At 74.3% G+C, this 15,976-nt stretch carries 13 protein-coding genes; 2 read left to right on the plus strand and 11 right to left on the minus strand.

The window, feature by feature from the left end; translation table 11 throughout:
- Positions 1-16: 16 nt before the first annotated feature.
- Positions 17-706 (minus strand): cell division ATP-binding protein FtsE, encoded by a 690-nt coding sequence (gene ftsE, locus P3T27_RS19385; RefSeq protein WP_063349173.1) that lies wholly within the window; start codon positions 704-706, stop codon positions 17-19.
- Positions 707-1,055: 349 nt separating this feature from the next.
- Between ftsE and P3T27_RS19390 the strand changes: the two genes are divergently transcribed.
- Positions 1,056-1,250, plus strand: a complete 195-nt coding sequence (locus P3T27_RS19390; protein ID WP_030059729.1) for a hypothetical protein — start codon at positions 1,056-1,058, stop codon at positions 1,248-1,250.
- A gap of 87 nt (positions 1,251-1,337) precedes the next feature.
- On the opposite strand, the gene prfB is transcribed toward P3T27_RS19390, so the two are convergent.
- The 3 genes from prfB to P3T27_RS19405 form a co-directional block, all read right to left on the minus strand.
- On the minus strand, positions 1,338-2,450 hold the full coding sequence (gene prfB, locus P3T27_RS19395; RefSeq protein ID WP_280680138.1) for a peptide chain release factor 2: 1,113 nt from the start codon (positions 2,448-2,450) through the stop codon (positions 1,338-1,340).
- Positions 2,451-2,529: 79 nt separating this feature from the next.
- Positions 2,530-3,789 (minus strand): serine/threonine-protein kinase, encoded by a 1,260-nt coding sequence (locus tag P3T27_RS19400; protein WP_280680140.1) that lies wholly within the window; start codon positions 3,787-3,789, stop codon positions 2,530-2,532.
- Positions 3,790-4,023: 234 nt separating this feature from the next.
- Complete coding sequence (locus tag P3T27_RS19405; RefSeq protein WP_280680142.1) at positions 4,024-5,832, minus strand: serine/threonine-protein kinase; 1,809 nt, start codon at positions 5,830-5,832, stop codon at positions 4,024-4,026.
- 416 nt (positions 5,833-6,248) lie between these two features.
- Here P3T27_RS19405 and P3T27_RS19410 point away from each other — a divergent pair, with 416 nt between their 5' ends.
- Entirely contained in the window at positions 6,249-9,074 is a 2,826-nt protein-coding gene (locus P3T27_RS19410; RefSeq protein ID WP_280680195.1) for an FtsK/SpoIIIE domain-containing protein, read from the plus strand.
- A gap of 81 nt (positions 9,075-9,155) precedes the next feature.
- Here P3T27_RS19410 and P3T27_RS19415 read toward each other — a convergent pair whose 3' ends face one another.
- From P3T27_RS19415 to P3T27_RS19445, 7 genes are all read right to left on the minus strand, one after another.
- The gene (locus P3T27_RS19415) at positions 9,156-10,055 is read right to left on the minus strand and encodes an enoyl-CoA hydratase/isomerase family protein (RefSeq protein ID WP_280680145.1); all 900 of its coding nucleotides are present in this window, start codon (positions 10,053-10,055) and stop codon (positions 9,156-9,158) included.
- Entirely contained in the window at positions 10,052-11,185 is a 1,134-nt protein-coding gene (locus P3T27_RS19420; RefSeq protein WP_280680211.1) for a cytochrome P450, read from the minus strand. The genes P3T27_RS19415 and P3T27_RS19420 overlap by 4 nt, the downstream gene beginning before the upstream one ends.
- 319 nt (positions 11,186-11,504) lie before the next feature.
- Complete coding sequence (locus P3T27_RS19425) at positions 11,505-12,839, minus strand: cytochrome P450 (protein ID WP_280680217.1); 1,335 nt, start codon at positions 12,837-12,839, stop codon at positions 11,505-11,507.
- Between the two features lie 126 nt (positions 12,840-12,965).
- Complete coding sequence (locus tag P3T27_RS19430; protein ID WP_280680147.1) at positions 12,966-13,556, minus strand: ATP/GTP-binding protein; 591 nt, start codon at positions 13,554-13,556, stop codon at positions 12,966-12,968.
- Positions 13,531-13,905, minus strand: coding sequence for a DUF742 domain-containing protein (locus P3T27_RS19435; protein ID WP_280680149.1), 375 nt, complete (start codon positions 13,903-13,905; stop codon positions 13,531-13,533). The genes P3T27_RS19430 and P3T27_RS19435 overlap by 26 nt, the downstream gene beginning before the upstream one ends.
- A complete protein-coding gene (locus P3T27_RS19440) occupies positions 13,902-14,303 on the minus strand; it encodes a roadblock/LC7 domain-containing protein (RefSeq protein ID WP_280680151.1) in 402 nt (133 codons plus the stop codon). Before P3T27_RS19440 ends, P3T27_RS19435 begins: the two co-directional genes overlap by 4 nt.
- A complete protein-coding gene (locus P3T27_RS19445) occupies positions 14,300-15,562 on the minus strand; it encodes an ATP-binding protein (RefSeq protein WP_280680153.1) in 1,263 nt (420 codons plus the stop codon). Before P3T27_RS19445 ends, P3T27_RS19440 begins: the two co-directional genes overlap by 4 nt.
- Positions 15,563-15,976 lie beyond the last annotated feature (414 nt).

The following is a 15,976-nucleotide window of genomic DNA, read 5'->3' on the forward strand; positions in this document are numbered from 1 at the left end:
GTTCAGCGCCGGTCGGTCAGTGCTGGTATCCGTAGACGCCGCGGGCCTGGTCGCGGACGAGCAGCCCCTTGTCGAGCTCGATGACGCGCTTGCGCATCTGGTCGACGATGGCCTGGTCGTGGGTGGCCATCAGCACCGTGGTGCCGGTGCGGTTGATGCGGTCGAGCAGCTTCATGATGCCGACGGAGTTCTGCGGGTCGAGGTTGCCGGTGGGCTCGTCCGCGATCAGCAGCATCGGGCGGTTCACGAACGCGCGGGCGATCGCCACGCGCTGCTGCTCACCACCGGAGAGCTCGCCCGGCATGCGGTCCTCCTTGCCGCCGAGGCCGACCAGCTCCAGCACCTCGGGCACCACCTTGTTGATGGCGCTCTTGGGCTTGCCGATCACCTCGAGCGCGAAGGCGACGTTCTGCGCGACCGTCTTGTTCGGCAGCAGGCGGAAGTCCTGGAAGACGGTGCCCAACTGGCGGCGCATGTGCGGCACCTTCCAGTTGGACAGCTTGCCGAGGTCCTTGCCCAGCACGTGCACCTCACCCGTGCTGGGGCGCTCCTCGCGCAGGCACAGGCGCAGGAAGGTGGACTTGCCCGAGCCGGACGAGCCGACCAGGAAGACGAACTCGCCCTTCTCGATCTCCAGCGAGACGTTGTCCAGGGCGGGACGGTTCTGCTTGGGATAGGTCTTGGAGACGTTGTCGAATCTGATCACGGCTGCATCACGGAGGCCATCCTAGGCGGCGCCAGTCCTCGGTCCATCCACCCCGGGCGCCCGGCCCTGGGGCGGGCGATGGGAGCGGAAAGGGCCGCTCCCGGTCTGGGACCATACGCGAATCGACGGTCGGCGCGCAGGGTCGGTCCGGGACGGCCGTCGAAATCTGGGGGACAATGTCCGGCTATGCCCCGAAAATTGCGAGGCATCTCACAGCCCGGGAGCCGGAACGGTCAGAACCTGGCAGAGTGGAGGTGGCGTCCGCGTTCGGGCGCTCCCCCGCACAGGGCAAGAAGAGGAACCAAAGCCCCGTCCGGTGCGTTGGCTGTAGCAGCGAGGAGGAGATCGCATGACCTGCGACCATCTGGTGTGCGCCAACTGCAACGGCCGCGTGAGTGACGGGCGTTGCCCGGTCTGCCGCGCCAACCGGGCCCGGCTGCAGGAGCAGCAGGGACCGTTCGCGGCGCTCTCCCCCGCGATGCTGCTGGCCCTGCTGGCCGGTCTGCTCGCGGTGGCGCTGATCGCCCGGCAGGCACTGGCTTGAGTCCGCTCACCCCGTCCGAGACCTACCGCAAGGGCCCCCGACCGATCCGGTCGGGGGCCCTCTTCGCTGTCCGTGCCTGGCCTGCGCCTACTGCGCGGCGGTCTCCCGCTGCTTGCGCCACCGGATGCCGGCCTCGATGAAGCCGTCGATGTCGCCGTCCAGCACGCCCTGCGGGTTGCCGACCTCGTACTCGGTGCGGACGTCCTTGACCATCTGGTACGGGTGCAGCACGTAGGAGCGCATCTGGTTGCCCCAGGAGCTGCCGCTGTCCTTGAGCGCGTCCATCGCCGCGCGCTCCTCCTGGCGGCGCCGCTCCAGCAGCTTGGCCTGGAGGACGTTCATCGCGGACGCCTTGTTCTGGATCTGCGAGCGCTCGTTCTGGCAGGAGACGACCACGCCGGTCGGGATGTGCGTGATGCGCACCGCCGAGTCGGTGGTGTTGACGCCCTGGCCGCCGGGGCCGGAGGCGCGGTACACGTCGATGCGCAGGTCGCCCTCGTCGATGTCGACGTGGTCGGACTGCTCGACGACCGGGAGCACCTCGACACCGGCGAAGGAGGTCTGCCGGCGGCCCTGGTTGTCGAACGGCGAGATGCGCACCAGACGGTGGGTGCCCTGCTCGACCGAGAGCGTGCCGTAGGCGTACGGCGCCTTGACGGTGAAGGTCGCGGACTTGATGCCGGCCTCTTCGGCGTACGAGGTGTCGTACACCTCGGTGGCGTACCCGTGCCGCTCGGCCCAGCGCAGGTACATGCGCATCAGCTGCTCGGCGAAGTCGGCGGCGTCGACGCCACCGGCCTCGGCCCGGATGTTGATGAGCGCCTCGCGGGCGTCGTACTCGCCGGACAGGAGGGTGCGGACCTCCAGCTCCTCGACCGCCTTCTGGACGGAGACGAGCTCGGCCTCGGCCTCGACGCGGGTGTCCGCGTCGTCCTCGGCCTCGGCCAGCTCGAACAGCACGCCCAGGTCGTCGATGCGGCTGCGCAGGCCCTCGACCTTGCGCAGTTCACCCTGGAGGAAGGAGAGCCGGCTGGTCACCTTCTGCGCGTTCGCGACGTCGTCCCACAGGTTGGGGGCGGCTGCATCCTCCTCCAGGACCGCGATGTCGGCCCGGATCTTGTCCAGGTCGAGGACTGCCTCGATCGACCCCATGGTCGTTTCGAGGTTCTTGAGCTCTTCGGAAGGATCGACGGCTGCCACGCCCCCAGGGTAATGGTTCCGGGGGTGGTCCTGACGACACCGGGGTCCACCGACCCTCCGGGAGCGGCCCGACGGCCCGCTACGGCGCCCGCGGGGCCGTGCCGGACACCGCCGGACGGGCCCGATGGCCGGCGTCCGGCGCGGTGGCCGCGAAGGCCGTCCAGGCCGCGGCGGCGCCCGCCAGCAGCAGGACGGTGGCCAGCAGGACGGCCAGCAGCCGGCGGCGGCGCAGCAGTGCCTGCCGGTCCCGGCGGTGCCCGGCGCCCGGGGCGGTGCGCTGGGCGCGGGACTCCGCGGCGTACGCGGCCAGCTCGTCCGCGGAGGGGCGGCGCAGGCTGGTGTGGGTGTCCCGGGTGGAGTCGGGGGCGACGCCGGGCACCAGCGGGACGGCCGGGCCGCGGCGGCGCTTGTGGACGCCCGGGCCGGCGTCCACCTCGGCGTACACGGCCTCGCCGGGGGTCAGCGCCTCCTCGGCCGGGGCGCGGCCCTGGGAGGGGACGGCCAGCACCGGCAGGCCGGCCAGCGAGGGCAACTGCTCGCGCAGCCGGGCGGCCAGCTCGGCGGCCCGCAGCCGGGAGGCCGGGGCCTTGGCCAGGCACTCGGAGATGATCCGCCACAGCCCGTCCGGCAGGCCGGGGATCGGCGGCACCTGCTCGGTGACGTGCCGGCGCAGCACCGCGCCGGTGTGGCCACCGCCGAACGGGGTGAAGCCGGCCAGCAGCTCGTACAGCACGGTGGCGAGGGCGTAGATGTCGACGGCGGCGCGCGGTTCCAGGCCCTCGATGATCTCCGGGGCGAGGTAGTCGGGGGTGCCGATGATCCTGGTGGCCCGGGTGCGGCGCGGGGCGTCGACCAGGCGGGCCACGCCGAAGTCGGTGAGCTTGGCGCGCGGGGCGCCGCCGGGCCCGGGGGCGGCGGCGAGGTCGAGCAGGACGTTCTCCGGCTTGACGTCGCGGTGGACGATGCCGGCCGCGTGCGCGGCGGCCAGACCGTCGGCGACGTCCGCGATGACCGAGGCGGCGGTCTGCGGCGGGAGTGCGCCGTCGCGCTCCAGCCGGGAGCGCAGGTCGGTGCCCTGGACCAGCTCCATCACCAGGGCGAGGTCACTGCCGTCCACGACCATGTCGCGCACGCCGACCACCCGGGGGTGGTCGAGGCTGGTCAGCGCGGCGCGTTCCTGGACGAAGCGGCCGACCAGCACCTGGTCGGCGGCCAGGTCCTCGCGCAGCAGCTTGACCGCCACCGGGCCATCGGGCCCCTCACCGAGCCAGACCGTCCCGGCCGAACCCCGGCCGATCACCTGGTGGACGGTGTACCGGCTGCCGATCTTGCGTGCCAATGCTGCTCCGTGGGCGGCGCGGGAGCGCGCCGGGGGTCCGGTGCGCTCGGTGGGGCGGGACAACAGCGACCAACCTACGCGCCCCGACCCCCCGCGCGGGCCGCCTGAGGGCCCCGGGCGGGCAGTCTCGGGCGAGAAATCTCCGGAATTGTCGACAAATCGTCAATCCCGCCGCCCGGTCCCGGTGTCGGGCGCGAGCGGGGCCCGTACGCCGGGCCCGACCCTGCGTCAGATCTACGAGCCGCCGAACAGCGCGTTCGCCCAGTCGCGCACGGTGTTGAACCAGCCCTGGACGTTGTCCCAGTAGTGCGGCAGCGGCGTGAAGTTCCACAGCGCCACCCCGGCCACGGCCAGGACCAGCAGCACCATCAGGCAGCCCTTGAGGCAGCCGAGCCCCGGGATGTACATCCGGTTGCGGCTGCGCGGGCGCCGCTCGCGCGGCGGGGCGGGCTCGCGGCGGGCCTGCTCGCGCGGCTCCTCGCGGTGCTGCGGGGGCTCGCGGTGCTGCGGCGCCGGCGGCTCGCTCCGGCGCGGCACCGGGGTGGGCGGGGGCGGCGGCGGGTAGCCGCCCTGCGACTGCCCGTACGCCGCCGGGGCCGGCCGGTAGCCGCCGGGCGGCTGCGGGCGGCCGCCCTGGTACGGCGGCGGGGCGACCTGCGGGCGCTGGGCGTACCCGGGCGGCGGCGGGCCCTGGCGTCGCTGGTCCGGCTGGTAGCCGGCCGGCGGCTGCGGCTGCGGCTGCGGCTGGTAGCCCGGCCGGCCGCCCGGCCCGGCCTGGTAGGGCGGCGGGGCGACCTGCGGGTCCTCGAAGTCCTCCGGCCCGAAGTAGCCGACCTGGGTCTGCTGGTTGCGGTCCCGCGCCGCCCGCAGCTGCGTCTGCCACGGGTGCGGCGTCTCCTCCTTCGGCGCGCCCGGCGCGCCCGGCGGGGGCGGCGGCACGACGGTGGGCGGCATCACCTGGGTGCGGTCCGGGGCACCGTACGGCGGGGCGGGCGGCGGCTGGGTGCTCATCACCCGGGTCGCCGCGGCCGGGTCGTAGTGCGGGGCGCCGGGGCCCGCGGGCGGCATGCCCGGGGCGGTCGGCGGCAGGTCCGGGACGGCCCCGGCGGCGCTCGGGACGGCGGTCGGCCGCGGGTCCGGCAGGAGCAGCGCGCCGACCGCGAGCGCCTCGTCCACCGCCGCCGGGGAGGCGTGCACCCCGACGCCGGCCGCCACCACCCGCAGCGCGCGGGCCAGCGAGGTCGCGCCCGGCCGCTGCGCCGGGTCCTTGCGCAGGCAGCGCTCGATCACCGTCCAGAGCGGCTCGGGCATGGTGCTGGGCCGCTGCGGCTCCTGCGCCAGGTGGGCCTGGAGGACCGCGAGGGCGCCGTCGCCCTGGAACGGCTGGCGGCCGGTGACCAGCTCGTACAGCATGATCCCGGCGCCGTAGACGTCCACCGCGGAGGTCTGCGGGCGGCCCTCGGCGGACTCCGGGGCGACGTAGGCGGGGGTGCCGACGAACTCGTGGGTGCGGGTGATGCCCGGGGAGTCGGCCAGGCGGGCGATGCCGAAGTCCGTCAGCAGCGGGTGCATCTGCTCGGTGCCGTCCACCAGCACGGAGGCGAGCAGCACGTTGGCCGGCTTGAGGTCGCGGTGGACGATCCCGTCCTCGTGGCTGGCCGCCAGCGCGTCCGCGACCTGGGCCATCAGCAGGGCGCCGGCGATCGGGCTGAACGGGCCGTTGGCCCGCAGGTAGCGAGCCAGGTCGGGGCCGTCGACCAGGTCCATCACCAGGGCCAGCAGCTCGCCCTCGACCACCAGGTCGCGGACCCGGACGATGTTGGGGTGGGTCAGCCGCAGCAGCAGCGAGCGCTCGCGCAGGAAGCGCATCACGACGTCCGGGTCGGCCGCCAGTTCCTCGCGCAGCACCTTGATCGCCACCAGCTGCCCGGGCTCGCTGCCGGGCACCTGGACGTCGGGGCGCACCCGGCCGCGCCAGACCGTCCCGGTGGCACCCCGACCGAGGGTCTCCTCAAGCAGATACTTGCTGCCGACTGGCCGCACCTGTCGCACTCCTCGTCGTGCCGCCCGCGCGGGGCGCTCCTCCGCCGGTGCGGTGAGCCTGCCGGGCCCGTGTCTGCGGCCACTCTAACGGTGTCCGTTCAGGTTTTTGAGGCGACCGGCAGGCCATCCCGGAGGGGTTGGGGGACATCCCCTAGGGGACTTCCCGGACCCGTTCGACGGGCCCGCCGACGGAGCCCTCGCGGCACCGGTTGACCTGACCCTCCGTCGCCTCCACCATGGCGATGATCGCAAGATCGTCAAATCCGGTACGGTGCGCGGACTGTCCGTGACGGATGGCAGGATGGACACTCGCCACTCGTGTGGCCCAAAGGGTCGCCGCGGTCGCCCCGCGCGCCCGCGAGGACACCGGGCAGCGGTACCAGGCTTCACACCAGCAGAAGGGACCCGCGGGCGAGATGCAGATCCGGCTGACCGTCCTCCGACCGCGCAGCGGCCCGACCGCCGCCGGCTCCGCCATCCCCTACGTGGACGTGCTGGTCACCGCGCCCGTCGGCACCGCGCTCGGCTCCCTCGCGGGCGCCCTCGCGGGCGCCGTCGGCGTGCGCGGGCCCCGGGCCGCCACCCATGTGCACCTGTACGCCGGGGCGCACCGGGTGGACGAGCACACCCTGCTCGGCCACCCCCCGCTCCTCGACGGCGCCGTCCTCAGCCTCAACGAGCCCGACCCGACCGCCGACGACCCCGACGACACCCCCGCCGCCGCCGAACTGCGCGTGGTCGGCGGCCCGGACGCCGGCGGGGTGCACCGGCTGCACGGCCGGGAGATCCGGATCGGCCGCTCCGGCGAGGCCGACGTCCCGCTCGACGACCCCGACGTCTCCCGGCTGCACCTGGCCCTGCACCTCGCCGACGACGGCAAGGTCACCGTCCGCGACCTCGGCTCCACCAACGGCACCACCCTGGACGGCCGGCTCGTCCCGCCCGGCGCACCCGAGGAGGCCGTCCCGCTGGACGCCGGCGCCCTGCTGCGGATCGGCGAATCCACCCTGCAGGTGGCCGTCCCCGCCCCGGCCGACAGCCCCGGCACCGGCCGCGCCGCCCTGCCCGACGGCCACGGCCACCTCCAGCTCGCCGCCCCCGGCCCGGTCCGCCCCGCCCCGCCGGTGGCCGAACCGCCCGCCGCCCCCGAACCCGCCCCCGGCCGCGGCCGCGGCCTGCTCTCGCTGCGGCTCGGCCGCACCGCCGAACCGCCCGGCCAGGAGAGCGCCGAGCGCCACCACACCGCCGTCCGGCTCCGCCAGGCCGCCGCCCAGCGCGAACGGTGGCCGGATCTCGCCACCCTGCTGCTCAACGCCGTCGGCCCCGGCCCCCGGCTCTGGGAGCGCGGCCCCGGCCATCCCGACGCGCTCACCCTGCGCCTGGGCACCGCCGACCGCCCCGGCGGCCCCGGCACCGCACCCGGCACCACGCTGCCCGCCGTCCCCGTCACCCTCGACCTGCAGACCGCCGGCAGCCTCGGCCTCAGCGGCCCCCGGGAACGCCTGGACTCACTCACCCGCGCCGTCGTCGCCCAACTCGCGGCCCTGCACCCGCCGACCGGCCTGAGCCTCGTCGTCGTCGACGCCGACCCGGGCCGCGCCCCCGAGGAACGCACCGACACCTGGGCCTGGGCCCTGTGGCTGCCCCACCTGCGCCCCGCCGAAGGCCAGGACTGCCGCCTGCTGCTCGGCCTCGACGACGAACAGGCCACCGCCCGGCTGACCGAACTCACCGCCCGGCTCAGCGCCCCGACCGGCCTCGGCGGCCACCCCGCCACCGTGGTCGTGGTGGACGGCCGCCCGGCCACCGAGACCGCCCGGCAGGCGCTCGACCTGCTGCTGCGCCAGGGCCCGGCCGTCGGCATCTTCCCGATCTGCCTCGCCGAGCAGCCCGAGCTGCTCCCCCGCGGCCTCGGCGCCACCGCCCTGATCACCGGCGAGGTCGGCACCCAGCTCTCGCTCGACCGCCCGGTCGCCCGCGGCCGGGAGACCCTGCACGAGGTCTCGCTGGACGCCGTCTCCGACGTCTGGGCCGAACGGCTCGCCCGCGTCCTCGCCCCGCTGCGCGAGGCCGTCCCGGCCGCCCGCGGCCCGCTGCCCGACGCCCTGCGGCTGCTCGACCTGCTCCAGCTCGACACCGTCACCCCCGCCAAGCTGTCCGCCCGCTGGGACGCCCACGCCGGCGGCATCGGCGCCGCCACCGCGCTGCTCGGCACCACCCGGGACGAGCTCTGCACGCTCGACCTGGCCGACCCCGAACTCGCCCTCCCCTCCCCCGACCCGGGCGGCCCGCACCTGCTCATCGGCGGCGCCCGCGGCTCCGGCAAGACCGAACTGCTGCGCACCCTGGTCGCCTCGCTCGCCGTCTCCGAGCGCCCCGAGCGGCTGGCCGTCACCCTCATCGAGGGCCGGGCGGCGGAGGACGGCCTGGACGGCTGCACCGAGCTGCCGCACGTCACCGGCCGGGTGAACGCCGCCGCCGACCCGCGCGCCGCGCTGCTCGCGGCCGAGGCGCTGGAGGACGAACTCGCCCTGCGCGAGCGGCTGTTCGACGGCCTGGACTTCGCCTCCTGGCACGCCGCCCGGATCCTGGACGGGCAGCACGGCGCCGCGGACGCGGAACGCCCACAGGTGCCGGTGCCCGCCACCGTCGGCGCGGCCGGCTCCGCCGCCTCCCCCACCCCCAGGATCATCCAGCCCCGCAGCGGCGACGCCCCCCGCCCGGCGGCCGCCCCCGTTCCGGCCCGCCTGGTCGTCGTGGTCGACGACTACGACGCCCTGCTCGCCCCCACCTCCCCGGCCGGCCGGCCGCTCGCCCGCGCGCTCGCCGCCGTCGCCCGCCGCGGCGGCCCGCTCGGCGTCCACCTCGCGGTCGCCACCGGCCGTCCGGAGGAGAGCGCCGGCACCGAGGTCGACGAGGCCGCCCTGCTGCGGATCGCGCTGCGCACCGAGGACCCGGCCGACTCCGACCTGCTGATCCACCTCGGCGACGCGGCCGCCCTCCCCGAGGACACCCCCGGCCGCGGCTACCTGCGCCTGCCGGACGGCGGCGTCACCGCCTTCCAGACCGCCCGGATCAGCGGCCGCATCCCGCGCACCGCCACCCTGCGCCCCACCGTCGTCGCGATAGACCCGCTCCAGCTCGGCGCCCCGCCCGCCCGCCGCCCGGTCCGCGAACTCGGCAACGGCCCCACCGACCTCGCCCTCCTCGCCAGCGCCCTCCAACGCGCCGCCGCCCGCTGACCGGGTCGCGGCGCCCGCCCACCCCGGCCGCCGCACCTGCCCGTCCGTCGCCTTCCGGAGGCGACGGACGGCAGCGGCCGGCTAGGGCCTGTCGGCGAGGCCGCGGGTGTAGTGGGCGGCGGCGAGGACCGAAGCCATCAGCTCGGAGTCGAGCACGGAGGCGTCCGCCAGCCGGGTGGCCGACGCGTGGGCGCCGAGCAGTGTCTTGGTGACCCGCAGCGCGGCCTCGGGGCGGCGCGTGACGGGCCTGGTCCACTCGGCCACCGCCGCATCCAGGTCCTCCTCGGGGACGACGCGCTGCAGGATGGCGAGCTCACGCGCCTCCACCGCGCCGACCGGGCGGCCGGTGAGGACGATCTCGCGGACCCGGGCCGCGCCGACCTCGTGGATCAGGCGGGGCAGCAGACCGCCCCAGGCGACGGGCAGGCCCAGGGCCAGCTCGGGCAGCCGGAAGACGGCGTTGTCGGCGCCGACCCGCAGGTCGCAGGCGAGCGCCAGGGCGAAGCCGGCGCCGGTCGCCCGGCCCTGGACCCGTGCGACGGTCACGGCGGAGCTGTTGGTGAGGGCGTCGCAGACCCTGCGGGCCTTGTCCCCGTAGCTCCGTATGCCGCCGCCGGTCGGGTCCTCGTCCAGACCCGCGAAGAGTTCGTCGCGGTCGCCGCCGAGGCAGAAGTCCCGGCCGGCCGCGGACAGCACGATCACCCGCACGGCCGGGTCGGGTACGGCGAGGACGGCGAGGAGTTCGTCCAGCATGGCCGCGGTGACGGCGTTCCCGGTCCCCGGGCTGTCCAGCTCGACGTGGAGCACCGCGCCCCGGAGCTCGGAACGGACCGTAGGGGCCGGCGCGGGCTCGGCGGCCGGCGCGGGCTCGGGGACGGACCCGGGCTGGGGGTACCAGCCGGTGGGCGCCGAGGGGTACGGGACGTACGGGGGCTGCATCGCGTGCGACGGGTACTGGGGCACCTGCGGGGAAACGTTCATGCGGACACTCTCAGGGACGTCACCCGGTGGAAGACCATCCGGGGCGCGTGCTCCGGCGGGCTCACCGCCCGCAGGGTCGGGAAGCGCCCCAGCAGCTGGCCGAGCAGGGCGCGTGCCTCCAACCGGGCCAGGCCCGCGCCGAGGCAGTAGTGGGCGCCGCCGCCGAAGGTGAGGTGGGTGCCCCGGCGGAGCACGTCGAAGGCGTGCGGGTCCGGGTTGCGGCGCGGATCGCGGTTGGCCGCGCCGTACATCACGTGGACCATGGTGTCCTTGGGGAGGGACACCCCGGCCAGCACGGTGTCCTCGCCCGCGACGCGGCTGTTGACGCGGATCGGCGGGTCGTAGCGCAGCGCCTCGTCGATCGCCTCGTCGACGTGCTCCGGCCGCTCCCGCAGCCACTCCCACGTCCCGGGCGACCGCAGCAGCTGCCACACCAGCGAGGAGAGCAGCGTCGCCGTGGTCTCCAGCGAGGCGATGGTGACGAACATGGTGAGCTGGTAGACCATCCGGTCGGTGGCCTCGCGGTCGCCCTCCAGCTCGTCCCAGGTGCGGATCCAGCCGGCGATCACGTCGTCGCCGTCCTTGTCGCGCCGCTCCCGGACGAGGCGGGTGAAGTACTCGCGCAGGTCCATGGTGGCCTGCTCGGAGACCGCCAGCTGGCTCTTGGTGGGCAGCAGCTCCTGGGCGTGCACCTGGTTGTGGGTCATCGTCAGGATGTGCGGGTGGTCCGCCGGCGCGATGTCCAGCCAGCGCCCGACGGTGCCGATCGGCAGCTGCTCGCTGACCACGTCGGCGAAGTCCGCCTCGCCGTCCGCCCGTATTCGCTCGGCCAGGCGGTCGAGCAGTTCGGTGGCGTCGGCCTCGATCTGCGGAGCCATGTCCCGCAGGGTGTTCCGGTCGAAGAGGTTCCCGAGGCTGCGCCGCTGCCGGGTGTGCTCGGGGGCGTTGAGCCGGGAGAGGGTCCGGCTCATCTCCTGGGTGGCGACGGCCTCCCAGCGCTCCGTCCCGGTCTGCCGCTCCTGCCAGGCGAAGTCGGGGACGAGCCAGGTCCTGCCGCGCAGGACCTGGTCGCACGCGTCGTAACCGGTGACCAGGTAGCCGCCCCAGGGCGCCGGGACGAGATCGCCCAGCGCCCGCAGCTCGTCGTAGACCGGGCTCGGGTCGGCGAGCCCCTCGGCCGACCGCAGCCGCCGCAGGAGCGGCACGGCGGCACGGCGGTCGACCCTTCCGTCAGGACGCTCCGGATCCGCAGGGCGGGCTTCCAACATGGCGGTCACACGGGGCTCCTTGCGCGCGGGCGGGCAGTACGGCGGCGATCTACCCAGTACCAGTGCGCTCAAGCGTCGATCCGTGTTGCCCCCGTCACGTGCCGCGCCGCCGTCACACCCGGTTCACCCAGCGGTGGCCGAGCGGATTCCGACGGCGCGTCGGATCGGAGCCCAGGACGTCTCAGATCCGGAAGACGTCCAGGAAGGAGCTCCACCACCCCTTCTTCTGCGGGGCCCGGACCGGCTCCGGGGCGGTGACCTGCGGGTGCGCCTGCGCCGCCGCGGAGCCGCCCGGCGACCCGCCCGGTGCGGGGTCCGTCCGCACACCCGGCCCCGTGGTACGGGCGGGCGCCGGGGTGAACCGCACCGGCAGCGAGACCAGGCCGCGCTGGAACGGGCCCGGCCGCCACTCCACGCGCTCCGCGGGCACCGCGAGCGTGACGTCCGGGAGGGCGTTGAGCAGGCACTCGATCGCGCTCAGGGCGATCAGCTGGGCCGGGGACTTGGCCGGGCACGCGTGCGGGCCGGCGCCCCAGGCCAGGTGGGCTCCCTTGCTGAGGGTCAGCCGGGCGTCCGTCAGCGCGGGGTCGCTGTTGGCGGCGGCGAAGCTGATCACCACCGGGCTGCCCGCGTCCATCGGGACCCCGCCCATGTCGAGGTCCTGCATCGGGTAGTGCGTCGCGTAGTTGGCGATCGGCGGGTTGTTCCACAACACGTCGTCGAGGGCGTCCTCGATGCGCAGCCCGGAGCCGCCCTCGCCGGACAGCAGCAGGAGCAGCGCGTTGCCGATCAGGTTGCGCTCGGGCTCGACGCCGGCCCCCATCAGCATGACCAGCTGGTCCTTGAGCTCTTCGTCCCGCAGGCCGGCCGGGTGCTGGATGAGCCACGAGGTGATGTCGTCGCCCGGCTGACGGCGCTTCAGCGCGACCAGGTCCATCAGGCAGGACGTCAGGTCCTCGTTGGCCTGGATCACGTCGAGGCCGTCGAAGAGCGCGGACATGCTGCGGGTCAGCCGGTCGCCGATGTCGGCCGGGCAGCCGAACAGCTGGTTGAACAGCAGCAGCGGCAGCAGCTTGGCGTAGTCGTTGAGCAGGTCGGCCCGGCCCAGCGGACTGAACTGGTCGATCAGGTAGCCGGCGATCCGCTCGACGTGCCGGTTGAGCCGGTTGTCGTTGAGCCGCTCCAGGCTCTCGGTGACGGCCTTGCGCAGCCGCAGGTGCTCGGCGCCGTCCGTGAAGAGGCAGTTGGGCCGGTAGAACATCATCGGCAGGACGGGACTGTCCAACGGCACCCGCCCTTCGTTCAGCGCCGCCCAGCGCCGCGAGTCCCGGGCGAACATCCCCGGGTTCTGCAGCACCCGCAGAGCGGCCTCGTGCGAGGTGACCAGGGTGGCCTCCACGCCCGGGGCCAGCTCCACCGGCGCGGCGGGACCGTTGGCGCGCAGCTTGTCGTAGACCGCGCCGGGGTCGGACGAGAACATTTCCCCGTAGAGCGGTGTGCTCACGCCGACGTGCATCGGGCAGCCCGGCGGAGGCGACTGCGGGGCGGGTCGCTGCGGAGAATCCATGGGTCGTTCCTTGGAGGTGGCCCCGGGCGGGTGCGGACCCGGGAGACGTGAGCGGGGGGAGGCGTGGGGGGGAGGTCAGGAAGCGCGGTCGAGCAGGTGCCGGACGAGCGTCAGCAGGGCGTTGGCCGAGGAGCGCTGGTCCCGCGCGTCGCAGAACACCACCGGCGTGTGCGGCAGCAGGTCGAGCGCCTCACGCAGCTGCTCCTCGGTGTACTCGCTCTGCCGGTCGAAGCTGTTGACCGCCACGGCGTACTCCAGGCCGTACCGCTCGATCAGGTCGATGACCGGGAAGGTGTCCGCGAGACGGGTCGGGTCGGCCAGCAGCAGCGCTCCCAGCGCTCCCCGCGCCATGTCCTCCCAGAGCTGCATGAACCGCTGCTGCCCCGGCGTGCCGAACAGGTACAGCACCAGGTCGTCGCCGAGCGTCAGCCGGCCGAAGTCCAGGGCGACGGTCGTGGTCTTCTTGTCCGGTACGCCGCGGAGGTCGTCGACGCGGGTGGACGCCTGCGTCATGCTCTCCTCGGTGCTCAGCGGGGCGATCTCCGACAGGGCCCCGATGAGCGTGGTCTTGCCGACCGCGAAGTGCCCCACGACCAGGATCTTGACAGCGGTCGTCACCGCGCCCGGGACGTAGATGTCCTCAGGCGAACCGGCGTTGAAGTCCATGCAGTACCTTCTCTAGAAGTCTCGGATCCGGGACCTGGGCCGGCGGCGGGGCCGACCGGCGCAGCAGCCGTCCCTCCCGGATCAGGTCCGTCAGCAGCAGCCTCACGACCCCCACCGGCAGCTCCAGCCGGGCCGCGACCTCGGCCACCGAGAGGTAGCCGCCGGAGCACAGCTCCCAGATCGCCCGGGTCTCCGGGCTGGGCAGGGCGGGGAGGCCCTGCTCGGGTCCGACGGTGACCAAGGTGATCAGAGACAGGTCGTCCGCACTCGGCAACTCGCGCCCGCCGGTGATGACGTAGGAGCGGATGAACCCGCCGGTGACCCGCTGTTCCTCGCCGCCGACCGTCATGAGCCGCTGAGCGTGCTCTGGCGCGGCGCCGCCGACATCGCCCGTCCGAGTGCGCCCACCTGCTGCTGCATCCGGAAGGACATCGCCTCCATGTCGACGTCGGGGGCGGCGGAGGCCGCCAGGTAGGCACCGCTGCCGGCCGCGATCAGGAAGATCCAGCCGTGGTCGTACTCCAGGAGGGTCTGGCGCCAGGCCCCGCCGCCTCCGCCGACGAACGGGGCGACCGCGCGGCTCAGCGACTGCATCGAGCTCATCGCGGCGGCGTTGGTCTCCGCCTCGTCACGGCCTATCTCGCTGCACCTTTCGAGCAGGAGGCCGTCGGCGGAGACGAGGATGGCGTGCCGGGCGCCGGGTACCTGGAGTACGTCGTTGAGCACCCAGGAAAGATCACGGCTCACTGGATCTCGGTTCCTTCCGTGGTCATGGTGTTACGCCCGGACAGCGTGCCGCGCTGGAACGCGCCGAGGCGGGACGGCGTGTGCTGGCCGGTGCTCCGCACCGGCTCCTCGGCCCGACCGGGGTCCTGCGGGGAGGGGACGACCGACACCGGGCGCTGGCGACGGCGTCGGGGCAGCAGCCCGTCCGCGGTCGTCTCCGGCTCCGCCATCGCCGCCGGCACCGGGGCCAGGGGCGCCGCCGGTTCGGGCAGCGACACGAGCCGCTGACCGGAGGCCGGCGCCCAGGCCGGAGCGGGCTGCTCCGCCGGCGCGGCCTGGTGGTCGCCGTGTTCGGCGGCGACCGGGGCGGCGACCTCGCTGCTGAGCAGCTCGGCCGGCAGCAGCACGACGGCCCGCACGCCCCCGTACGGGGAGACCGAGTCGACGGAGACCCGGAAGCCGTAGCGGGCGGCCAGCATGCCGGAGACGGCGAAGCCGAACTTCGGCGGGTTGCCCAGGCTGGTGAGGCTGATCGGCGCACCCGGGTTCAGGAGCACCGCCGCGCGGTCCTTCTCCTCCTGGCCCATGCCGAGGCCGGCGTCGTCGATGATCAGGCAGACCCCGGTGGGAACGGCCTGGACGCTGACCTCCACCGGGGTGTCCGGGGCGGAGTAGTTGGTCGCGTTGGCGAGCAGCTCGGACAGCACGACGGCGACCGGCTCGACGACCTTGCTGGCGAGCGAGACGCTGATCCGGGAGTGGATCCGCACCCGGTCGAAGTGCCGGATCCGGCCCTGGGCGCTGCGGACCACGTCGTAGACCGAGGCCACGCTCTCGCGGCGGCCCAGCCAGCCGCCGCAGAGCACCGCGATGCCCTGGGCGCGCCGGCCGAACTGGCTGTTCGAGTGGTCGACCGTCATCAGGTCGGCCAGGATCTGCGGGCTGTCGCCGTACTTCCGCTGCACCTTGTCGATGACGACCTGCTGCTCGTCGGCCAGGCCCTGCAGCGTCCGCATCGCCGCCTTGAGGACGGCCTTGGTGTCCTCCTCGGCGTCCCGGCGGACGTCCGCGAGCTCGGACGCGTGCTGGCCCTGCATGCGGTCGTACAGCGCGCCGAGTTCGTCGTGCTGCCGCTGCGCCAGGGCGCTCGCCTCCTCCAGGGAAACGTTTCTCCGCCGCAGGGCGAGGTTCGTCCTGCGGGCTTGGAGGGCCGCTCCGACGGCTGCGAGCATCACCACGATGAAGACCCAGAAAAAGGGTTCCTGCACAAATGACGTCATGAAACTCTCTTCAGGTGGCATCGCGTGGAGCCGCTCCGGGCCCCGATACGCGAATGGGACTGGCGGCCCGAAGCTCTCCGAAAGCCACCTGATGTCACATCACATCGAGGTGCTTTCCGGCACGAGACCTGCGGCGACGCCTATCGCGGGGTCAGCCTACTGCAACTCATGCCAGGTCAGAACAGCTACCAAAAAGGGCAGTTGGGGCGAAATTCCGCGCCCCGTCGGGAACTCCGGTGAGCATTGGCGGAGTTCGTGATGTCGCGTCAACCGCAGGGGCACACTCCGGCCACCTCCGGTTCGCGCGCAGAGTGATTCCCCCGTCACCCTCCGGAATCCGCCGCCCGCGGGCCCGCCCACGCAAAACGGCGGGCCCGCGTCCGAGAGGACGCGGGCCCGCCGGGAAGGAGCCGT

Source organism: Kitasatospora sp. MAA19, assembly GCF_029894125.1.
In the GTDB taxonomy this organism is placed as follows: Bacteria; Actinomycetota; Actinomycetes; order Streptomycetales; family Streptomycetaceae; genus Kitasatospora.

Excerpts from the sequence above, each read along its gene's own strand:
- P3T27_RS19390 (WP_030059729.1), top strand. The coding sequence starts at position 1,056 with ATGACCTGCGACCATCTGGTGTGCGCCAACTGCAACGGCCGCGTGAGT.
- P3T27_RS19410 (WP_280680195.1), top strand. The coding sequence starts at position 6,249 with ATGCAGATCCGGCTGACCGTCCTCCGACCGCGCAGCGGCCCGACCGCC.
- P3T27_RS19415 (WP_280680145.1), bottom strand. The coding sequence starts at position 10,055 with ATGAACGTTTCCCCGCAGGTGCCCCAGTACCCGTCGCACGCGATGCAG.
- P3T27_RS19425 (WP_280680217.1), bottom strand. The coding sequence starts at position 12,839 with ATGCACGTCGGCGTGAGCACACCGCTCTACGGGGAAATGTTCTCGTCC.
- P3T27_RS19430 (WP_280680147.1), bottom strand. The coding sequence starts at position 13,556 with ATGGACTTCAACGCCGGTTCGCCTGAGGACATCTACGTCCCGGGCGCG.
- P3T27_RS19435 (WP_280680149.1), bottom strand. The coding sequence starts at position 13,905 with ATGACGGTCGGCGGCGAGGAACAGCGGGTCACCGGCGGGTTCATCCGC.
- P3T27_RS19445 (WP_280680153.1), bottom strand. The coding sequence starts at position 15,562 with ATGACGTCATTTGTGCAGGAACCCTTTTTCTGGGTCTTCATCGTGGTG.